The organism is Sphaerisporangium perillae (genome assembly GCF_023276435.1).
GTDB lineage: Bacteria > Actinomycetota > Actinomycetes > Streptosporangiales > Streptosporangiaceae > Sphaerisporangium > Sphaerisporangium perillae.
The window spans coordinates 24,760-44,446 of record NZ_JALLPO010000017.1 but is presented as its reverse complement, the minus strand read 5'-3'; the positions used below and the strand labels follow the sequence as shown (position 1 = coordinate 44,446).

The following is a 19,687-nucleotide window of genomic DNA, read 5'->3' as shown; positions in this document are numbered from 1 at the left end:
GGCCACGGCGGCGCGTCGAATTCACAGGCATGAAACAGCATCGAAATGAGGGAGACGGATCTTCTCTTTTGAGGAGTTCTTGGGCTCTCCTTTCATTGACTGGTCTATGCCAATTGGATCCGGCGCGGTTTGTCGTTAATGATGTTTGGCCTGAGAGTAAGGAGCCGGCCCCGTGTCAGTTTCCATTGAGATGACCGCCCCGACGTCCCACGCCGAGCTGGTGGCATGGGTCCAGGAGATCGCCGAGCTGACCCGTCCGGACCGCATCGAGTGGTGCGACGGCTCGGAGGCCGAATGGACGCGGCTGACCAACCTGCTCGTCAAGCAGGGCACCCTCACCCGGCTCGCCGCCCGCCCGAACAGCTTCCTCGCGGTATCCGACCCGAGCGACGTGGCGCGAGTAGAGGACCGCACCTTCATCTGCTCGGAGAACCCCGAGGACGCGGGCCCGACCAACAACTGGATCGCTCCCAAGGAGATGCGCGCCACCTTCGACGAGCTGTTCAGTGGCTGCATGCGCGGTCGCACGATGTACGTCGTGCCGTTCTGCATGGGCCCGCTCGGCGGTGACATCTCCCAGCTCGGGGTCGAGATCACCGACTCTCCCTACGTCGCCGTCTCGATGCGGATCATGACCCGCATGGGCGAGGGCGCGCTGCGGCTGATCGAGGAGAGGGGCGACTTCGTGAAGGCCGTCCACTCGGTCGGCGCCCCGCTGGCGCCCGGCCAGGAGGACGTCCCCTGGCCGTGCAGCACCACCAAGTACATCAGCCACTTCCCCGAGAGCCGCGAGATCTGGTCGTACGGCTCGGGATACGGCGGCAACGCGCTGCTCGGCAAGAAGTGCTACGCCCTGCGCATCGCCAGCGTGATGGCGCGCGACGAGGGCTGGCTCGCCGAGCACATGCTCATCCTCAAGCTCACCCCGCCGGACGGGGAGACCCGTTACGTCGCGGCGGCGTTCCCCTCGGCCTGCGGCAAGACCAACCTCGCGATGCTCCAGCCGACCATCCCAGGGTGGAAGGTCGAGACGGTCGGCGACGACATCGCCTGGATGCGCTTCGGCGAGGACGGCCGGCTGTACGCGATCAACCCCGAGGCCGGCTTCTTCGGCGTGGCCCCCGGCACCGGCGAGTCGACCAACGCGAACGCCATCAAGACGCTCTGGGGCAACAGCATCTTCACCAACGTGGCGCTGACCGACGACGGCGACGTCTGGTGGGAGGGCCTGACCGACGAGCCTCCGGCCCACCTCATCGACTGGCGGGGCCGCGACTGGACGCCGGACTCGGCCGAGCCCGCCGCGCACCCGAACGCCCGCTTCACCACCCCGGCGTCCCAGTGCCCGACGATCGCCCCCGAATGGAGCGACCCGAAGGGCGTGCCGATCTCCGCGATCCTGTTCGGCGGCCGCCGCGCGACCGCCGTGCCGCTGGTCACCGAGTCGCTCAGCTGGCAGCACGGCGTCTTCCTCGGGGCCAACGTGGCGTCGGAGAAGACCGCCGCCGCCGAGGGCACGGTGGGCGAGCTGCGCCGCGACCCGTTCGCGATGCTGCCCTTCTGCGGCTACAACATGGGCGACTACTTCGCCCACTGGATCAAGGTCGGTAAGACCGGCGACGCGGGCAAACTGCCCCGCCTCTACTACGTCAACTGGTTCCGCAAGGACGCCTCCGGCCGGTTCCTGTGGCCCGGGTTCGGCGAGAACAGCCGCGTGCTGAAGTGGATCGTCGAGCGGCTGAACGGCCGGGCCGAGGCGGTGGAGACGCCCATCGGGCTGCTGCCGCCGCAGGACGCCCTGGACACCGAGGGCCTGGAGGTCTCCGAGGCCGACCTGGCGACGCTGCTGTCGGTCGACCGCGAGGTGTGGAAGCAGGAGGCCGCCCTGGTCCCCGACTTCTTCAAGACCTTCGGCAGCCACCTGCCCAAGGAGCTGTGGGACGAGCACGAGTCCCTGGTCGGCCGCCTGGGCTGAGCATCCCCGGTGCACCGCCCGGGCAGGACGGATGTCCTCCGGCCGCCCGGGCCGGTCCGCGTTCCCGTTCGACGCACAGCATTCTCCGGCCGTTCGTTCCGTACCGGGACGTCGCTCGTTTCCCGTACCGGGACGAGGCTTCGTCCCGGTACGGAGCCGGGGCGACCCCGTTCCGGGACGCAACAGCAACCGAAGCGGGGGGCGGGCAGGCGTCCGGGCACGTGATAATTGCGTGTTGTCAACGTCCCGACAGCGGACGGGCGGCGAAGGGGAGGTCTCCATGGGCGTGCGCGATCTCGTGTACCGGCTGTACGAGCGCCGTCTCGAGACGAAGCTGTCCGCCGACCAGATACCCCGCCACGTGGGCGTCATCGTCGACGGGAACCGTCGCTGGGCCAGGGCCATGGGGCTGCGCGACGTCAGCCGCGGCCACCAGAAGGGCGCCGACAAGATCTCCGAGCTGCTCGTGTGGTGCCGCGAGGCCGGCGTGGAGTTCGTCACGGTGTGGCTGCTCTCGAGCGACAACCTCACCCGCCCCAAAGAAGAGCTCGACGCGCTCATGGAGATCATCGAAGACACGGTCCAGGGCCTGGTCGCCGGCGGGTGGCGGGTGAACCCCATGGGTGCGCTGGACCTTTTGCCCGATCGAACGGCCCGAATCCTCAAAGATGCGAAAGAAGCAACATCACGCCGTCCTGGGCTGATTGTGAACGTTGCAGTTGGGTATGGAGGAAGACGTGAGATCGCTGATGCGGTGCGCTCCCTCCTCCAGGAGCACGCCAGCAAGGGCGCGAGCATCGAGGAGCTCGTCGAGGTCCTCGATGTGGAGCACATCGCGGAGCATCTCTACACGCGCGGCCTCCCCGACCCGGATCTTCTCATCCGCACCTCGGGAGAGCAGCGACTCTCCGGATTCCTGCTCTGGCAGAGCGCCCACTCCGAGTTCTACTTCTGCGAGGCCTACTGGCCTGACTTCCGCAGGGTCGATTTCTTGCGGGCGCTGCGGTCGTACGCCGCGCGGCACCGGCGGTACGGAAACTGAAACACCCCGTGAACACCCCCTATCAGCCCTGGTCGAGCTGTTGGGTAGGGGGCGTCCACGACGTACCGTAGGGAGTAGGCAGTCCATACGGCCTACTTCGGGAGAGGGTCCGCCCTTGCGTCGCCTTTTGACGAGGGGGGCCGGGATCCGGCGTCGCCTCGCGCAGGTGGGGGCGCATGACCGGGCCCGGTCCGCTCACCACCTCATAGGCAGGGCGCTTACTCCTGGCGCCCGGGGGAGAACGCGTGGCAGTGTCCTCGAGCAACCCGTCCACTACCTCCAGTAGCCCGACGCCGTCCAGGCGTACCTACATAGTGGACACCTCTGTCCTCCTGGCCGACCCTGCGGCGATGAGCCGCTTCGCCGAGCACGAAGTCGTCCTACCGATCGTCGTCATCACCGAGCTGGAAGCCAAGCGGCACCACCCTGAGCTGGGGTACTTCGCCCGTAAGGCGCTTCGGTTCCTGGACGACCTACGTGTGCAGTACGGCAGGCTGGACGAGCCGATGCCCATTGGAGAGGGCACGATCAGAGTCGAGCTCAACCACAGCGACCCCGCGATCCTGCCCGCCGGCTTCCGGCTGGGCGACAACGACACCCGCATCCTCACCGTCGCCCGATCGCTCGCCGCTGAAGGCTGCGACGTGGTGCTGGTGTCCAAGGACCTGCCGATGCGGGTCAAGGCCGCCTCCATCGGGCTCGCCGCGGAGGAATACCGCGCCGACCTGGTGGTGGAGTCGGGCTGGACCGGCATGGCCGAGCTGCAGGTGACCACCGAGGACGTCGAGCAGCTCTTCGAGAACGGCAACCTCGACCTGGAGGACGCGCGCGAGCTTCCCGCCCACACCGGGCTGCGGCTGCTGTCCAGCCGGGGCTCGGCGCTCGGGCGGGTGCTTCCCGACAAGTCCGTGCGGCTCGTGCGCGGCGACCGCGAGGTGTTCGGCCTGCACGGCCGCTCCGCCGAGCAGCGCATCGCCCTGGACCTGCTCATGGACCCCGAGGTGGGCATCGTCTCGCTCGGCGGCCGGGCGGGCACGGGGAAGTCCGCCCTCGCCCTGTGCGCGGGCCTGGAGGCCGTCCTGGAGCGCCGCCAGCACCGCAAGGTCATCGTCTTCCGCCCGCTGTACGCGGTCGGCGGGCAGGAGCTCGGCTACCTGCCCGGTTCGGAGAACGAGAAGATGGGCCCGTGGGGGCAGGCGGTGTACGACACCCTCGGCGCCGTCACCACACCCGAGGTGATCGAGGAGGTCCTCGACCGGGGCATGCTCGAGGTGCTGCCGCTCACGCACATCCGCGGGCGGTCCCTGCACGACGCGTTCGTCATCGTGGACGAGGCGCAGTCGCTGGAGCGAGGCGTCCTGCTCACCGTGCTGTCCCGCATCGGCGCCAACTCGCGCGTGGTGCTCACCCACGACATCGCCCAGCGCGACAACCTCAGGGTGGGCCGGCACGACGGCGTGGTGGCCGTGGTCGAGAAGCTCAAGGGGCATCCGCTGTTCGCCCACGTCACGCTGACCCGCTCCGAGCGCTCGCCGATCGCGGCCCTGGTGACCGAGATGCTGGAGGACATCACGGTCTGACCCCCGCGGCCGCTACGGCGGCGTCCACGGAGACGGGCCCACCGAGGCACCCGGTCAGGCGGCCGGGTTCACGGCGGGCAGGTCGGCGGTGGGGGCCGCCTCACGGGGGCAGGTTGACGGTGGGGGCCGCCAGGTCGTGGTACTCGCGGCAGGTGTGCTCACCCAGCGCCAGCGGCCCTTTGGCCGTGGTCTGAGTGATCTTCACGGCCCAGATCTCCTCGCGCAGCCGCGCTGTGCAGGTGATCTGGGCCATCGCCGTCCTGCCGAGCCGCCCCGGCCCGTTCACGATGACGTGCAGCCGCAGGCCCACGGGGTTCTCGGGATCGTTGCGCACGCCGCTGTCCACCCCGTACCGCCCGAGCACGCTCTGCTCCAGCCGGAAGCCGCTGAGGGCGGACCCGAAGCCGTCGCCGGACCGCTTGCTCACCTCGAAGAGCGCGCCGATGACGTCCGCGGCGGCGTCGGAGGCCGTGGCGACCTGCTTGGACGTGAGGCGCCCGCTACGGAGCAGGTAGACGTTCGCGACCGAGCCCCGGGCGCTGATCACCGGCGCGGCACCGGCGTCGACCACACCCGTCGCGTCGACACCGCACGCCGCCGTCCCGGCCAGGGCGAGGACCACGGCCGTTACGGCGAGGCGGGAGATCCGGCGGGTCATGGGTGCGGGATCCATACCGTGAACCGCGTCCCCGGGTCGCACAGCTCGCCCCTGATCGTGCCGCCGTGCAGCTCGGCGTTGGCCTTGGCGATGGCCAGCCCGAGCCCGCTGCCCTCGCTGCGCGCGCGCCCGGCGCCGACCTTGTAGAAGCGCTCGAAGACGTGGGGGAGCGCGTGCAGGGGGATGCCCTTGCCCCGGTCGCGCACGTTCACCTCCAGGCCGCTGCGCAGGATGCGCGCGGTCACGGTCACCGGCGGCGCGCCGTGGTGCAGCGCGTTGCCCATCAGGTTGGCGACGATCACGTCGAAGCGCCGGGGATCCAGGGAGAACGACAGGCCGCGCGGCACGTCCAGGCGCACGCGGCCCGTCCAGCCCCTGATCTCCAGGCAGTCGGCCAGGGCCACGCCGACGTCGACGTTCTCCCGGGTCAGCACGGCGGCGCCGGAATCCAGCCTGCTCGCCTCGATGAGGTTCTCCACCAGGATCCGCAGCCGGTTGATCTCGCGGACCACCAGTTCGACCGCCTTGCCGGCGTCCGGGGGCAGGTGTTCGGCCTCCTCGGTGAGCATGTCGGTCACGGCGGTCATCGCCGTGAGGGGCGTGCGCAGCTCGTGGGAGACGTCCGCCACGAACCTCCGGGACATGGCCTCCAGGGCGCGCAGCTCCGACACGGTCTGCTCCAGGGCGGAGGCGGTGTCGTTGAACGTCGCGGTCAGCCCCGCCAGCTCGTCGCGGCCGTGCACGGGCAGGCGGGTGTCCAGGTGCCCGGCGCCGAGGGCGCGGGCGGCGTCGCCGAGCCTGCGCACCGGCAGCAGGACGCTCCGCGCGGAGACCAGCGCGACGGTGAGCGCGATGGCCAGCGTGATCCCCGAGGCCTGCGCCAGGGCGGTGCGCAGCCGGGCGAGGACGCCGTCCTCCTCCTTGAGCGAGACGAATACGAAGATCGTCATGCCGGTCGGCCGGACCGCCCCCGTGCGGGTCAGCCGGTGGACCTGGGTGCCGATCAGCAGCCAGGGCTCGTCCCGGATCAGCATCCGCTGGCGGACCATGCGTCCCGAGGCCTGCTTGCGCAGGTCCGCGGGGACGTCGTCGAGCCCGAACGTCGTGCCGGTGCTGAGCCGTTCCTGTTCCCCGTACCGGAGGATCACCTGGCGGTCGGGTCCGCCGAGGGACTCGGCCAAGGTGTTGAGGTCGCTTTCTGTGACGACCGCGTCCGTGGGCCACAGCAGGTCGCTGGTGCCGATCGGCAGCGAGATCCGCTGGAGGACGTCGCGGACGTCGACGACGGCGCCGGTCTCCACGCGGTCCAGCAGCGCCCGGCGGACGAGTTGGTAGCCGATGCCGGCGACCAGGGCCGACGCGGTCACCGCGACCAGGACGAAGGTGATGACCAGCCGGCCGCGCAGCCCGGTGGGACGGCGGCGGCCGAGGTTCACGGCGGGCTGAAGCGGTAGCCGAAGCCGCGGACCGTGTGGATGAACACCGGCTCGGCCGGCACCGGCTCGATCTTGGCGCGGATCCGCTGCACGCAGGCGTCCACGAGGCGGGAGTCCGCGACGTGGTTGTGGTCCCAGACCGCGCGCAGCAGGTAGCGGCGGTTGAGGACCTGCCCGGGATGGCGGACCAGTTCCAGCAGCAGCCGCAGCTCGGTGGGGGTGAGGTGGATCTCACGGTTGGCGAGGGTCACCTTCAGCGCGCCCCGATCGACCACCAGGTCGCCGAAGCTGATGCGGTCGGCGGAGGCCGACTCCAGGCGGCGCAGGACGGCCCGGATGCGCGCGTCGAGCACGCGCGGCTCCACCGGCTTGACCACGTAGTCGTCCGCTCCCGCCTCCAGGCCGACCACCATGTCCAGGTCGTCCCCGCGTGCGGTGAGCAGGATGATCGGCAGGGAGTCGAGCCTGCGGATGCGGCGGCACACCTCGACGCCGTCGATTCCGGGCAGCATGACGTCGAGGATGACGATCTCGGGCCGGCGGGCGCGCACATGGTCGAGGGCCTCTTCGCCGGTCGCGTAGGCGGTGACGGAGTGCCCCTGCCGCGTGAGCGCCAGCTCGAGGCCCGTCCGCACGGAGGGATCGTCTTCGACGAGGAGGATGCCGGCCACCCGCACATTATGGCTGATAGTCCGTTATCCCCTTCTGTGTCACAGAACTGTGACCTGGCACCCACGGAAACCCGACAGTAGGCAGGCACGCTGAGGGCGTCCGTGCCCGTTCAGCCGGCCATGCCGTCCGGCGAAGGCCTATGCCTCCGCAGCGGGCGTGCCGCCGGCGGGGCTTCCGCGGATGTACCGCAAAGGGCGGTTCGCCGCTCCGCCGCCCTCCGGTCCGGGGGTCCGGAGGGCGGAGCCGGTGCGGTCGGTGTGACGAAAGTCACATCCAGCCAGGAAACCGCACGTTACTCGCCGGTTAGGTCATGTAACCGTCAAATAACTTCCACGTTTGGGTTGCGAACCACCCCCTGTTTCACGGCAAGCTCATAGGCCGTGAGCTCAGGTCAGCAGTTACGAGACAGGCAAAGCAGGCGGGACGGCGCGTACGACGCCGCGCCGCCACGTGGCCGCGCCAGTCAGCGGCCCTCGCGGGCGTCGTGGCTGACCCCCAAGCGCCTCTTGGTCGTCGGCCTCTCCGTCGCCGTCGTCGCGGCGCTCGGCGTCTTCACGGTCAACACCATGCGGGAGAACGCCGAGACCCCGGCCACCCCGCTGACGCTCAACGAGCTCACCCGCATGAGCGACCCCTTCGCCGCCGACCCCGAGGCCGACGCGCTGAAGGCCGTCGCCGCCCAGGCCCAGCGGGCGCACGACATCAAGGCCGCCCGCACCAAGTCGGCCCCCGACTGGGACCGCGTGAAGATCGTCAAGCAGGCGCCCGGCGGCGGCGGCTTCAACCCGCAGGCGTTCCCGCCCGGATCCAAGCCCAACCCCGGCAGCAACAAGGCGCTCGGCCAGAAGATGGCCGCCGCGCGCGGCTGGAGCGGCGAGTGGGGCTGCCTGGAGAAGCTCTGGGACCGGGAAAGCCACTGGAACGAGCGGGCCATGAACCGCAGCAGCGGCGCCTACGGCATCCCCCAGGCGCTGCCCGGCAGCAAGATGGCCAGCGCCGGCGGCGACTGGCAGGTCAACGCCGCCACCCAGATCGAGTGGGGCCTCGGCTACATCGCGGCCCGCTACAAGTCGCCGTGCGGCGCGTGGGCGCACTCCCAGTCGGTGGGCTGGTACTGACCGTCTCGCCTTCCCACCGGCCGTACGGTCCAGAACGGTAATGATCCGCGCGAACTCTTAGTCAGGGTTGTTCGAGGTTTCGGCAAGCCTGGCGGCGCCGCGGCGGTCCCCACAGCCACGCTGGCCCTATGGGTGTGAAGGTCAGCGTGGTGGTGCCGGTAGCGGAGCCAGGCCCGGACGATGACGCGTTCGACGCGTGCGTACGTTCGCTGCTGGAGCAGACGATGCCGTCGGACGAGTACGAAGTGATCTTCGCGGACGACAGGTCGGGGGACGGCACGCGAGAACGCCTCGACGCCGTCGCCGCAGTACGGCCCAACATCAGGGTCCTGCACCTGGAGCACACCGGCTCGCCCGCGCGCGGACGCAACGTGGGCCTGGCCGTGGCGCGCGGCGAGTACGTGTACCTGCTCGGCCAGCGCGACCGCCTCGAGCGGGTGGCGCTGGAGGCGATGTACCGCACGGCCGTGGAGACCGACGCCGACGTGCTCATCGGCCGGCTCGTCCACGGCGACAGCCCGCCGCCGAGGGCCTTCGCCCGCAACCGGGAACGCGCCGACGTGTTCGGGGACCGCCTGCTCGGCGTGCCCACGGCGCACAAACTGTTCCGCCGGGCCTTCCTGGACTCCCGCGAGATCCGCTTCGCCGACATCGAACCCGAGCTGTCGGAGCAGGCGTTCGTCGTCAAGGCCTACCTCACCGCCAAGGTCATCGCGGTCCTCGCCGACCAGATCTGCTGCCACGTGGGCCCCGAGCCCGACCGCCCGGTGGATCCGCGCGCGCACGCCGACGGCATCCGCCTCATCCTCGACACCATCGACGCCCACTGCGACCCCGGCGAGCAGCGGGAGCGCCTGTACGCCCACTGGTTCCGCACGGGCGTGCTCCGCCTGCTCGGCGGGCGCCCCCTGCTGTCCGCCCGCGCGGACCAGCGCGCGGCGCTCTACGCCGCCATGCGCCACCTGATCCGCGAACGGTTCCCCGAAGAGCTGGACGCTCATCTGCCGGTCCATCTACGCGCCCGGGCGGTTCTGGTCAGATCCGGCGAACTCGGGCGCCTGGTGGCCCTCAGCGAGGCTTCCAGGGGCATCTCCCTGCGTGCGGAGCTCCGTGACGTGCGCTGGGAGGACGGAATCCTCCTGCTGGACCTCGCCGTGGAGATCGTCGACGCCGGCGGGGCGCCCATCACCTTCAAGGCGGAAGGCGACCGGCTCCTGTGGAACCCGCCGCTGGACGGTCTCGTCCTGCCGTCGCGGGTCACCGACGTGACCGAGGCGGTGGACCGGGCCCGGATGGAGGTCTACGTCCGGCACGCGGACTACGGGCTGATCTTCTTCATCCCGGTGTCGGGCGAGGTGTGCCGGTCGCAGGAAGGCGACACGGTGCGCCTGTGGGCCGTCGGGCGGGCACGGCTGGACGTGAGCACGGCCGGGCTCGCCCGTCCCCTTCGCCCAGGCGAGTGGGAGGTGCACGTGCGCATGCACAGCGGCGCCCACCACGCCCGCGCGCGCGTCGCCGGACACCGCGGCGCCCAGCTCAGCTGCGTCGGCGTGCTCGCCGGCGAGCCGCGCAAGCTCATCATCCCCTGCTGGTCGGAGCAGCGCGAGCTGAGCGTGTGCGTGGAGCCGCGGTCCTTCGCCGAGTCGATCGTGCTGGTCTCGCCCGGAGCGTCGGTCACCCACCGGGACGGCAGCGTCCTCGTCGTGCTGCCCGTCCCGTACGTCCCGCCGAGCGGCGGCCCTCCCGCGGAGCTGGTGCTGCGCCACCTCGCCAACCGGGGCCGGGTCGTCTCGGTGCCCGCGCTCGTCGAACCGGGCGTGCCGGGCCGCTTCCCGGGGCAGCTCGTCGCCAAGGTGCCGGTACGCCGGTTCGCCGGCGACGGGCACATCGGCCCCGGCATCTGGGTGCCGCGCCTGCGCGTGAGTGAGAAGGAGGCCGACCTGCGGTTCGTCCTGGAGATGGGCAGGGGAGGCCGGGTGCGGGTCGAGGCCGGGGGAGAGCCGGGCACCCTGTCGCCCAAACGCTCGGTGCTGGCCAGAGTGGCGACCCACCTCCCCGGCGGCCGGCACCTCCTGCGCCTGGCCCACGCCATCCAGGAGCGCTACCTGCCCTCGGCCCCCTCCAGCTGAGGCGGTGTCCGCGAACGCCCGCCGGGCCGGCCGCCGTACGGCGGCGCCGGCACCGCCGTACCGCTTCTCGCCGTCGCGGCGCCGAACGCCCGACCACCACAGCGGACGGAGAGGCGGACGGAAAGGAAGGCCGCCCCGGTGAAGGTGCGTGGACAACGCACACTAGGGCGCTGAGAACTCGATGTCGTGGGTGCCGGCGTCGGCGGCCGCGAAGGCGAGGAGCCGGGCGCCCTCGTCCTCGATCGCGGACCGCTGCCCGGGCGAGAGCGGGGTCAACGGCTCGACCACCAGCCGTGCCGCCCGCTTCGCTCGCGTGATCTTCCAGACGGCCTGCGCGACCCCGTCGACCAGCACGGCCGAGCGGATGATGCCGTTGACGGTGAACAGGGCCGGCCGGTGCTCGCGTGCCAGGACCCGGCCGCCGTCCACGTAGGACAGCAGCAGGTTGTCGAACTCGGGCAGGAACCGCACGGGCGCCGGAGTGCCGGGATCGGGACGCGGCGCGTCGGGCAGGTCGTACAGTTCCGCGCCGCGCTCGTCGCGGAACACCCGCAGCTTCGGGCCCAGCCGGTCGACGACCTCCTGGAGGCGGGTCAGACCCGACCATTTCTGCGCGTCGCCGACGGTCGCCGGGCCGAACGCGCCGAAGTAGCGCAGGACCATCGCGTCGGGCGCGGTCTCGGTCGCCAGAGGACGATCAAGCCAGGAATCGGCCGTGGTGACCGTCGGGTGGCCGCTCTTTCCCCAGACCGCCCGGGGCGGCACCTGGACGAGCGGGAGCAATGTGCGGGCCGTGTTGCCGAGCGCCGAGCGGTCCCGGTCGGGCCATCGGCCGAGCAGCAGCCGGGCCAGCTCGGTGGTGCCGCGCGGCTTCTCCTCGACGAGCTCGCGGGCGAACGCGGCGACGGCCTCGAGGTCGAGCCCCTCCAGCTGCTTGCCGTAGGAGCCCCGCAGGGCGCGCTCCAGCATCGGCTGGACGACCGGCCTGAGGGCCAGGCAGTCCGCGGCGGTGACCAGGTGGACCGTGCTGCGCATCAGGACGACGCGCACGACGCCGCGGTCGATGAGCGGCTTGGCGAGATCGTCGGGCCGGAAATCGGCCAGCCGCGTCCACAGCCCTGTGTACGGCGGGAAGGGCGCCTGGGCCTGCATGCCGACAAGGCGCTCTATCGCCTCCGGGACGGAGATCGAGGCGCGCTCGAGCAGCATCTGGCGCGCGAGCGTGGCGCGATTGACCGCTCTGCTGCTCAGCTGCGTCATGGGGGGATCCTTCGTGCCGGCCGACTGAAGCGACGGCCAGACACCCCGGCCCCCACCACCCCCAGGACCCTACCGACCACCCCCGACAATCCCCGCCCCCGCAGCGACTTCCCCGCCCCCGCAAGGACGTTCCCGCTCCCGCAGGGACGTCCCCGGTCTCGCGGCGACATGCCCGTTCCTGCGGCGACTTTCCCGCCCGCAGGGACGTCGCGCGGCGACCTTCGTGGTCCTCGCTTCTCCCGGGTGTGGTGCTGGGATGGCCGGCGCCGGGTCGGCGAGACGTGGTGTGGCGGGAGCGGCGCCGCCGTACGTCGAGCAACTCGGCCGACTTTCGTGGACACCGCGCAGGCGGTTTCGTGGCTATTCCTGCTTGGTGGCTTGGGGCGGGCGGGTCATGGCGAGGACGTCGAGGGCCGCGTCGAGTTGGGCCTCGGTCAGCTTGCCGGCGGCGACGTGGCCGCGTTCGATCACGACCTGCTTGATGGTCTTGCGCTCCTTGAGCGCCTGCTTGGCGATGCTCGCGGCCTCCTCGTACCCCAGGTGGCGGTTGAGCGGGGTGACGACGGACGGTGAGGACTCGGCGTACTCGCGCAGCCGGTCGGCGTTGGCGGTGATCCGGTGGACGCACCGGTCGGCGAGCAGCCGCGAGACGCTGCTCAGCAGCCTGATCGACTCCAGCACGTTGCGTGCGATGACCGGCATCATCACGTTGAGCTCGAAGTTCCCCGACGCGCCCGCGAACGTGACGGCCGCGTCGTTCCCGATCACCTGAGCCGCCACCATGCAGGCCGCCTCGGGGACGACAGGGTTGACCTTCCCCGGCATGATCGAGGAGCCGGGCTGGAGGTCCGGAAGGTTGATCTCGCCCAGCCCCGCCCTGGGCCCGGATCCCATCCAGCGCAGGTCATTCGCGATCTTGTTGATCGACACGGCGATCACGCGGAGCTGCCCGGACAGCTCGACGAGCGCGTCGCGGGCGCCCTGGGCCTCGAAGTGGTCGCGCGCTTCGAGGAACGGCAGCTCGGTGGCCTCCCTGAGCTTCTCCACGACCTTCTGCGCGAAGCCGGGCGGGGTGTTGATGCCCGTGCCCACCGCCGTCCCGCCGAGGGGCAGCTCCGCGACGCGGGGCAGCGTCGAGCGGAGCCGCGCGATGCCGTTCTCGATCTGGGTGGCGTACCCGCCGAACTCCTGGCCGAGCGTCACAGGCGTGGCGTCCATCAGGTGGGTACGCCCGGCCTTGACCGTCTTCTCGAACCGGACGGACTTCTGGCGCAGCGCGATGGCCAGATGGTCCAGCGCCGGGATCAGCTCGTAGACCACGTCCACCATGGCGGCCACGTGGATGGACGTCGGGAACACGTCGTTGGACGACTGGGAGGCGTTGACGTGGTCGTTGGGATGCACCGGGCGGCCGAGGCGCTTCTCGGCGAGCGTGGCGATCACCTCGTTGGCGTTCATGTTGGACGAGGTGCCCGAGCCGGTCTGGAAGACGTCGATCGGGAACTCGTCGTTCCACTCTCCCTCGGCCACGTCGGTCGCGGCCTCGGAGATCACCTCCGCCATCTCGGCGTCGAGGACGCCCAGCTCGCCGTTCACCTCGGCGGCCACGGCCTTGATCAGCCCGAGTGCCGCGATGTGGGCCGGTTCGAGGCCGCGCCCCGATATCGGGAAGTTCTCCACCGCCCGTTGCGTCTGCGCCCGCCACTTGGCGGCCGCGGGGACGCGTACTTCACCCATCGAGTCATGTTCGATCCGGAAATCCTCCATGACTCCAGTCTTGCCCTACGAGCCGCCGGATGTGCTCTTGCGGGCGGGGCGGAATGAGGACAGGACGGTGCCGAGTTGGGCGCGCTGCGCCTGCCAGCGCGCCTCGGGCGCCGACCAGTAGATCGCGTAGAGCGGGCCGCCGGGCACCGACACCCAGCGCGAGAACACGCGGACCGGCCCCGTCGTTGAGGTGTAGCGGAACTCCCAGTCCGCGACGTCCGTCCCCGTGTACGGCGCCGGGCGGGTCGCGCCGATGCGGATGCGCTTGTACCCGGGGTAGGTGCCGGCGGCGAGGGCCCGGGTCTCGGCCGCTTTCGCCGAGTTCAGCACATCGGCGCTGCCCTTGTCCGACCGGCTGACCCGCATCGTACGGGGGTCGCCCGCGGCGCTGAAGCCGACACCGGCGCCCTTGGCGACCGCGCTGAGCTTCGCAGGGACGTCGATGACGAAGCCGGTCTTGTCGGTATGGCGGCGCAGGCCGGGCGCCGGCGCGGGGGCGACGTCCCCGCTGGTTCCGGGCGACGTGTCGCCCCTGAGGGTGGTGCCGCCGGATCCGATCGTCGTGCTGGCGTCGGCACCGGTCGCGGTGGTCCCGCCCGGCTGTGTTCCGGCCGCCGCCTTCGCCCCGGTGGCGCGGGTGGCCGGGCCGCCGTCCGAGAGCGCGGAGGCGACGAGCATGACGATGGTGGCGAGCCCGAGCAGGGCGATCACGACCAGGATGATCATCCCGACCGGGCTGTTGCCCCTTGGGGGCGCGGTGCCCTGGAAGGCGAACAGGTCGGTGCCGAGCCCGGTCTCGGGCGTGCCGGGCTCCACCTCGGTGGCCTCGCCGCCGCCCGCGTACGGCGCCGCCTGCGGCGAGATCGTTCCAGGGGCGGGCCGTGGCGGCGCGGCCACCGCGGCCTGTGGGGGCCGGGCGGGCGAGACCCGGTGCGGGACGGGGCCCGTGCCGTTTCCCGAGCCCTGACCCGGCCTCGGCGGAGGGCCGGGGCGGGACGGGGGACCGGATGGGCGCCGTGAGGACGGGTGGGGCGCGGACGGGCGCGGGGCGGAGGGCGGCGGTTCGGGCATGGCGGCCGGGATCGGCGCGAGCCGTCCCACCATGGTCGCATCGCCGTCCTCGTCGACCTCCACGTCCCCCGGTGGCCGGGCGGAGGCGGCGGCCGAGGCCGGCGGTGCGGCGGCGGTACGCCGGGAGGAGGGCCCGGACGCGCCTCCTGCGCCGCTGCCGGGCTTGCCGCCGGCGGCGGGCTCGGACGTGCCGCCTGCCGGGACCGGGGGCGAGTCGACGCCGGGGATGCGCAGGCCGCCCTTGGGCCGGATGACCATCATCGTCTGGTCGGTGTCGGCGACCTGCGCGGTGGCCCGATCTTGCGCGGCCCCCTGCGCCGGACCGGCCGCCTCGGCCGGCGTCGTCGGCTTGACCGGCTTGACCGGCTTGGCCGGCTGGGGGGCCTTGGCCGCGGGGGACAAGGCCGCGGACGTCTTGGCGATCTTGCGGAGCATGCTCAGAGCCCCGTCGTACGTGAGCCGCTTGGTGTAGTCCTTCTCCAGCAGGCCTTCCAGCACCGGGCGCAGCGGTCCCGCCTGCGTCGCCGGGTCGGCCCGCTCGGTCATCAACGCCGCCAGCGTCTCGCTGACCGAGGCGCGCTCGTACGCGGGCCGCCCTTCGACCGCGAAGTACAGCGTGGCGCCCAGCGACCACAGGTCCGACTCCGGGCCGGTGTGGTCTCCGCGAGCCCGCTCGGGGGCCGTGTAGCCGGGGGAGCCGATGACCATGCCCGTCTTGGTGATGTTGCTGTCGCCCTCGGACTTGGCGATGCCGAAGTCGGTGAGGACGACCCGGCCGGTGTCGGTGAGCAGCACGTTGCCGGGTTTGACGTCGCGGTGCAGGACGCCCTGCTCGTGGGCGGCGCCGAGCGCGCCGAGCAGGTCGAGCCCGATCTCGGCGACGAGCCGGGGCGGCAGCGGGCCCTCCTCGTCGATCACCTGCTCCAGGGACCTGGCCTCGACCAGCTCCATGACGATCCACGGGCTGCCTTCGACCAGGATGGCGTCGTGCACCGTCGCCACCGACGGATGTGCGATCTTGGCGGCGTTCCGTCCCTCGCGGATCATGCGTTCTCGCAGCTCGGCGCGCTGCTCCTTGCTCAGCCCCGAATCCTGGCGGATCTCCTTGACGGCGACGTCACGGCCGAGGAGGCGGTCGTGAGCTCGCCAGACCGTGCCCATCGTCCCCCGGCCGAGGGGAGCGATCAGCTCGTATCTGTCGGCGAGCAGCCGCTTCTGCTGTTCGGGCATGTGTAAGAAGATAGCGATAGTGACTTGAGAATTGCTTTCGCCTCACTTGCGCATATTTCTCGGCCAGAAGCGACGAGGCAGGACCATGCGCATGATGTCGGACAGTTGCCGGATCACCGGGCTGGTCTCCGGATTTGCCGGAGCCCTGCGGCGCCCGGGCGTGGGGCTCTCCGGCTTGCGGTGCAGCCCTTCGGCGGACCTGCGGGCCGTGCGGGACGCGGGCACCGGGTCGGGGGTGTCCGCGGGCACGTAGACCGCGCGGTCGAACCGGGCGTCGGCGCGGTGCTGCCCCCGATGGGACGCCCTGCGCGGGGACGGCGAGGGCGACGTGGCGTCGCCGGCGGTGCGCGAGCCCGTCGGCATGCCGCTCGCGGCGCTGCGCGACCCCGCGGGCGCGCCGTTCCCGTTGCCGTTCCGGTCGCCGTTACGGTTCCCGTTCCCGTTGCCGCGCGGTCCGGCCGTCGTGGCCGTCGCCTGCGGGCGGGCCGTGCGATGGGCGGGGCCGCCGAGCGGCTCCTCGGCCGAGCCTCCCGCGGCGACGCGCGCGAGCATGAGCGAGGCGCGCATGCCGTCCAGTCGCGTGTCCGGGTCGATCTGCAGCAGGCCGCGCAAGATCGGGGCGAGCGGCCCGGCGCGCTCCATGGGGATCGGCTCCCCGCTGGTGAGGGCCGCCAGCGCGGCGGCGGCGGTGCGGCGGCCGTGCAGGCCGCGGCCCTCGACGGCCGTGTACAGGGTCGCGCCGAGCGACCACAGGTCGCCCGACGGGCTGGCCCGGTCGCCGAGGACGCGCTCGGGCGCGATGTAACCGGCCGAGCCGAGGACGATGCCGGCCTGGGTGATCGACGCGTCGCCTTCGAGCGCGGCCAGCCCGAAGTCGGTCAGCACCGCGCGGTCCTCGGTCACCAGGACGTTGCTGGGCTTGACGTCGCGGTGCAGGATGCCCTTGGCGTGGACGGCGCGCAGCGCCCCGAGCACCTGGCGGCCGATCTCGGCCACGCGGCGCGGGGGTAGTGGCCCGTGCTGCTTGATCAGCTCCTCGAGCGAGCGCGCGTGGACGAGCTCCATGACGATCCAGGGACGGTCGTCCTCGGTCACGACGTCGAAGACCGTGATCACCGAGGGGTGGGCGACCATGGCGGTCGCTCTGGCCTCGCGCTCGGTCCGCGCGCACAGCTCGGCGCGCAGCTCCTCGTCGAGGACGAGCGGGAGCCGGACCTCCTTGACAGCCACGTCACGGTCGAGGAGGTCGTCGTGGGCGCGCCACACAGTGCCCATGCCGCCACGTCCCACCGGCTCGACAAGCCGGTATCGCGAGGCTAGCTCGTATCCGGCTGGCGCGCGCATGGGTGGCAGCTTACCGATTTGTTCATCGCCGCCTGTAGAGGCCATGCCGATTCTCTGTTGAGATCTTCGGTCAGAATGTCAGATTCGGCGACCGATGGTGAGCACGGGACCACTGGTGTCCTGGAAGAAGTCGTCGCCCTTGTCGTCGACCACGACGAAGGCGGGGAAGTCCTCGACCTCGATCTTCCAGACGGCCTCCATGCCGAGCTCCGGATATTCCAGGACCTCGACCTTCTTGATGCAGTCCTGGGCGAGCCGGGCGGCCGGGCCGCCGATGGAGCCGAGGTAGAAGCCGCCGTGCTTCTGGCACGCCTCGGTGACCTGCTTGGACCGGTTGCCCTTGGCCAGCATGATCAGGGACCCGCCCGCCGCCTGGAAGCGCTCGACGTAGGAGTCCATGCGGCCGGCCGTCGTCGGGCCGAAGGACCCGGAGGCGTAGCCCTCGGGCGTCTTGGCCGGTCCGGCGTAGTAGACGGCGTGGTCCTTGAGGTACTGCGGCATCTCCTCGCCCGCGTCGAGCCGTTCGGCGATCTTGGCGTGCGCGATGTCCCTGGCGACGACCAGCGGGCCGGTGAGGGACAGCCGGGTCTTGACCGGGTAGCGCGTGAGCTCGGCGAGGATCTCGCTCATGGGCCGGTTGAGGTCGATGGAGACCACGTCGTCCGACAGGTGCTCGTCGGTGGTCTCGGGCAGGAAGCGGGCCGGGTCGGTCTCCAGCTTCTCCAGGAAGACGCCCTCGGGAGTGATCTTGGCGAGGGCCTGCCGGTCGGCGCTGCAGGAGACGGCGATGGCCACCGGGCACGAGGCGCCGTGCCGGGGTAGGCGGATCACCCGCACGTCGTGGCAGAAGTACTTGCCGCCGAACTGGGCGCCGATGCCGAGCTTCTGGGTCAGCTCGAAGACCTTCTTCTCCATCTCCAGGTCGCGGAAGCCGTGGCCGGAGGCCGAGCCCTCGGCCGGGATCGCGTCGAGGTAGCGGGCGGAGGCGTACTTGGCGGTCTTCAGCGCGAACTCGGCGCTGGTCCCGCCCACGACGACCGCCAGGTGGTACGGCGGGCAGGCGGCCGTGCCGAGCGAGCGGATCTTCTCCTCCAGGAACTGGAGCATCCGCTTCTCGTTCAGGACGGCCTTGGTCTCCTGGTAGAGGAACGACTTGTTGGCGCTTCCCCCGCCCTTGGCCATGAACAGGAACTTGTACTCGTCGGGGTGGCCGTGCGGGTCCTCGGCGTACAGCTCGATCTGGGCCGGGAGGTTGCTGCCGGTGTTCTTCTCGTCCCACATGGTCAGCGGGGCCATCTGCGAGTAGCGCAGGTTCAGTTCGGTGTAGGCGTCGTACACGCCGCGCGAGATGTGCTCGGCGTCGGCGCCGTCGGTGAGCACGTGGCGGCCGCGCTTGCCCATCACGATGGCGGTGCCGGTGTCCTGGCACATGGGCAGCACGCCGCCGGCCGAGATGCTCGCGTTCTTGAGCAGGTCGAGGGCCACGAACCTGTCGTTGCCGCTGGACTCCGGATCATCGATGATCTTGCGGAGCTGGGCGAGGTGCGATGACCGCAGGTAGTGGGAGATGTCGTGCACCGCCGTCTTGGTCAGCAGCCGGAGCGCCTCGGGATCCACTTCGAGGAACGTGCGGCCCGCCGCCTCGACCTTCCGCACCCCCTCCGCCGTGACCAGACGGTACTCCGTCTCATCCGGCCCCATCGGGAGAAGGTCGGTGTAGTCGAACTCGGGCATCGCCTCTGCTCCTCCGTTTTCGTGGCGCGCTCGCCGCCGTCCTGTTGCAGGGTACGGCTCGCGCCGGCCCGTCGCTGACGCGGGGTTGCGCGGTGTTGGCGCAATCATGGGCGTGCCGTGGCCTCCACGGGGTGCGCGCAGGTCGAAGCCCTGTGTATACGCGTTCGATAATGGACGTACGCGCGTGTCCGAGATCGGGGGGAATCATGGATCCGGGCTACATTGTGGTGGTCATCTTCGGCGTGATAGTGGTCGCTGCCATCCTCGGGGTCGGGCTCGTCACCATCGTGCTCCGCGGCATCAGGCGCGAGCCCGTCCAATGGCCCGTGAGCCCCGACGACTGGGAGCGCCGGCACCAAGGCCGACGCCAGGTCACAGCGCCGCCGGCCGAGGAACGAGGCGGCGAGCACCCGGAGTGGACCGGCCGGGAACTGGCCGGGGACGACCTCCGGCCCGCCGGCACCCACCAGGAGAAGCACGCCATGCCAGGACGGGCGCGCTGGTGGTGACACCGGCCGCGGCCCGCGAGCCCGGCCATCCCCTTGCGCGGATGCCGGGCTCGTCCATGGAAGGGCCGGTGGCGGCCCGCTCGCGCCGATCGCCGCCACGACGATAGTTCGTCTGAATGTCAGGACAAAGTCTTGACTCTCGGCATTCTGGTACTTAGAACT

Annotated in this window: 14 protein-coding genes; 6 read left to right on the top strand and 8 right to left on the bottom strand. The window is 71.2% G+C overall.

The genetic code is table 11. The features are described from left to right. Window positions 1–190: 190 nt before the first annotated feature. The 3 genes from MYF83_RS18055 to phoH2 all read left to right on the top strand — a co-directional run bounded on the left by MYF83_RS18055 (window position 191) and on the right by phoH2 (window position 4,597). Entirely contained in the window at window positions 191–1,975 is a 1,785-nt protein-coding gene (locus MYF83_RS18055; protein ID WP_248961739.1) for a phosphoenolpyruvate carboxykinase (GTP), read from the top strand. A 280-nt stretch (window positions 1,976–2,255) separates the two neighbouring features. Then, the gene (locus tag MYF83_RS18050) at window positions 2,256–3,017 is read left to right on the top strand and encodes an isoprenyl transferase (RefSeq protein WP_248961626.1); all 762 of its coding nucleotides are present in this window, start codon (window positions 2,256–2,258) and stop codon (window positions 3,015–3,017) included. 251 nt (window positions 3,018–3,268) lie between these two features. Then, entirely contained in the window at window positions 3,269–4,597 is a 1,329-nt protein-coding gene (gene phoH2 / locus MYF83_RS18045) for an RNA 5'-3' helicase PhoH2 (RefSeq protein WP_308201468.1), read from the top strand. A 100-nt stretch (window positions 4,598–4,697) separates the two neighbouring features. Here phoH2 and MYF83_RS18040 read toward each other — a convergent pair whose 3' ends face one another. From MYF83_RS18040 to MYF83_RS18030, 3 genes are read right to left on the bottom strand one after another with little or no spacing between them, the layout of a single operon-like run. After that, the gene (locus tag MYF83_RS18040) at window positions 4,698–5,255 is read right to left on the bottom strand and encodes a hypothetical protein (protein WP_248961625.1); all 558 of its coding nucleotides are present in this window, start codon (window positions 5,253–5,255) and stop codon (window positions 4,698–4,700) included. Further along, a complete protein-coding gene (locus MYF83_RS18035; protein WP_248961624.1) occupies window positions 5,252–6,691 on the bottom strand; it encodes a sensor histidine kinase in 1,440 nt (479 codons plus the stop codon). The genes MYF83_RS18040 and MYF83_RS18035 overlap by 4 nt, the downstream gene beginning before the upstream one ends. Further along, window positions 6,688–7,362, bottom strand: coding sequence for a response regulator (locus tag MYF83_RS18030; protein ID WP_248961623.1), 675 nt, complete (start codon window positions 7,360–7,362; stop codon window positions 6,688–6,690). Before MYF83_RS18030 ends, MYF83_RS18035 begins: the two co-directional genes overlap by 4 nt. A 381-nt stretch (window positions 7,363–7,743) precedes the next feature. On the opposite strand from MYF83_RS18030, the gene MYF83_RS18025 reads away from it, so the two are divergent. Together MYF83_RS18025 and MYF83_RS18020 are read left to right on the top strand one after the other, a co-directional pair. Continuing rightward, window positions 7,744–8,481, top strand: coding sequence for an aggregation-promoting factor C-terminal-like domain-containing protein (locus MYF83_RS18025; protein WP_248961622.1), 738 nt, complete (start codon window positions 7,744–7,746; stop codon window positions 8,479–8,481). 149 nt (window positions 8,482–8,630) lie between these two features. Beyond that, window positions 8,631–10,610, top strand: a complete 1,980-nt coding sequence (locus tag MYF83_RS18020) for a glycosyltransferase family 2 protein (protein WP_248961621.1) — start codon at window positions 8,631–8,633, stop codon at window positions 10,608–10,610. A gap of 162 nt (window positions 10,611–10,772) precedes the next feature. On the opposite strand, the gene MYF83_RS18015 is transcribed toward MYF83_RS18020, so the two are convergent. The 5 genes from MYF83_RS18015 to MYF83_RS17995 all read right to left on the bottom strand — a co-directional run bounded on the left by MYF83_RS18015 (window position 10,773) and on the right by MYF83_RS17995 (window position 19,016). After that, complete coding sequence (locus MYF83_RS18015) at window positions 10,773–11,870, bottom strand: winged helix DNA-binding domain-containing protein (protein WP_248961620.1); 1,098 nt, start codon at window positions 11,868–11,870, stop codon at window positions 10,773–10,775. 360 nt (window positions 11,871–12,230) lie between these two features. Further along, entirely contained in the window at window positions 12,231–13,637 is a 1,407-nt protein-coding gene (locus MYF83_RS18010; protein WP_248961619.1) for a class II fumarate hydratase, read from the bottom strand. A 15-nt stretch (window positions 13,638–13,652) separates the two neighbouring features. Next, window positions 13,653–15,938, bottom strand: a complete 2,286-nt coding sequence (locus tag MYF83_RS18005; RefSeq protein WP_248961618.1) for a serine/threonine-protein kinase — start codon at window positions 15,936–15,938, stop codon at window positions 13,653–13,655. 42 nt (window positions 15,939–15,980) lie between these two features. Next, the gene (locus MYF83_RS18000) at window positions 15,981–17,213 is read right to left on the bottom strand and encodes a serine/threonine-protein kinase (protein WP_248961617.1); all 1,233 of its coding nucleotides are present in this window, start codon (window positions 17,211–17,213) and stop codon (window positions 15,981–15,983) included. 147 nt (window positions 17,214–17,360) lie between these two features. Beyond that, window positions 17,361–19,016: a fumarate hydratase gene (locus tag MYF83_RS17995; RefSeq protein ID WP_248961616.1), complete on the bottom strand. Its 1,656-nt coding sequence runs from the start codon at window positions 19,014–19,016 to the stop codon at window positions 17,361–17,363. A gap of 206 nt (window positions 19,017–19,222) precedes the next feature. Between MYF83_RS17995 and MYF83_RS17990 the strand changes: the two genes are divergently transcribed. Then, complete coding sequence (locus MYF83_RS17990; protein WP_248961615.1) at window positions 19,223–19,525, top strand: hypothetical protein; 303 nt, start codon at window positions 19,223–19,225, stop codon at window positions 19,523–19,525. The last annotated feature ends 162 nt before the right edge of the window (window positions 19,526–19,687 follow it).

Excerpts from the sequence above, each read along its gene's own strand:
- MYF83_RS18010 (WP_248961619.1), bottom strand. The coding sequence starts at position 13,637 with ATGGAGGATTTCCGGATCGAACATGACTCGATGGGTGAAGTACGCGTC.
- MYF83_RS17990 (WP_248961615.1), top strand. The coding sequence starts at position 19,223 with ATGGATCCGGGCTACATTGTGGTGGTCATCTTCGGCGTGATAGTGGTC.
- MYF83_RS17995 (WP_248961616.1), bottom strand. The coding sequence starts at position 19,016 with ATGCCCGAGTTCGACTACACCGACCTTCTCCCGATGGGGCCGGATGAG.
- MYF83_RS18015 (WP_248961620.1), bottom strand. The coding sequence starts at position 11,870 with ATGACGCAGCTGAGCAGCAGAGCGGTCAATCGCGCCACGCTCGCGCGC.
- MYF83_RS18040 (WP_248961625.1), bottom strand. The coding sequence starts at position 5,255 with ATGACCCGCCGGATCTCCCGCCTCGCCGTAACGGCCGTGGTCCTCGCC.
- MYF83_RS18005 (WP_248961618.1), bottom strand. The coding sequence starts at position 15,938 with ATGCCCGAACAGCAGAAGCGGCTGCTCGCCGACAGATACGAGCTGATC.
- MYF83_RS18055 (WP_248961739.1), top strand. The coding sequence starts at position 191 with ATGACCGCCCCGACGTCCCACGCCGAGCTGGTGGCATGGGTCCAGGAG.
- MYF83_RS18050 (WP_248961626.1), top strand. The coding sequence starts at position 2,256 with ATGGGCGTGCGCGATCTCGTGTACCGGCTGTACGAGCGCCGTCTCGAG.
- MYF83_RS18000 (WP_248961617.1), bottom strand. The coding sequence starts at position 17,213 with ATGGGCACTGTGTGGCGCGCCCACGACGACCTCCTCGACCGTGACGTG.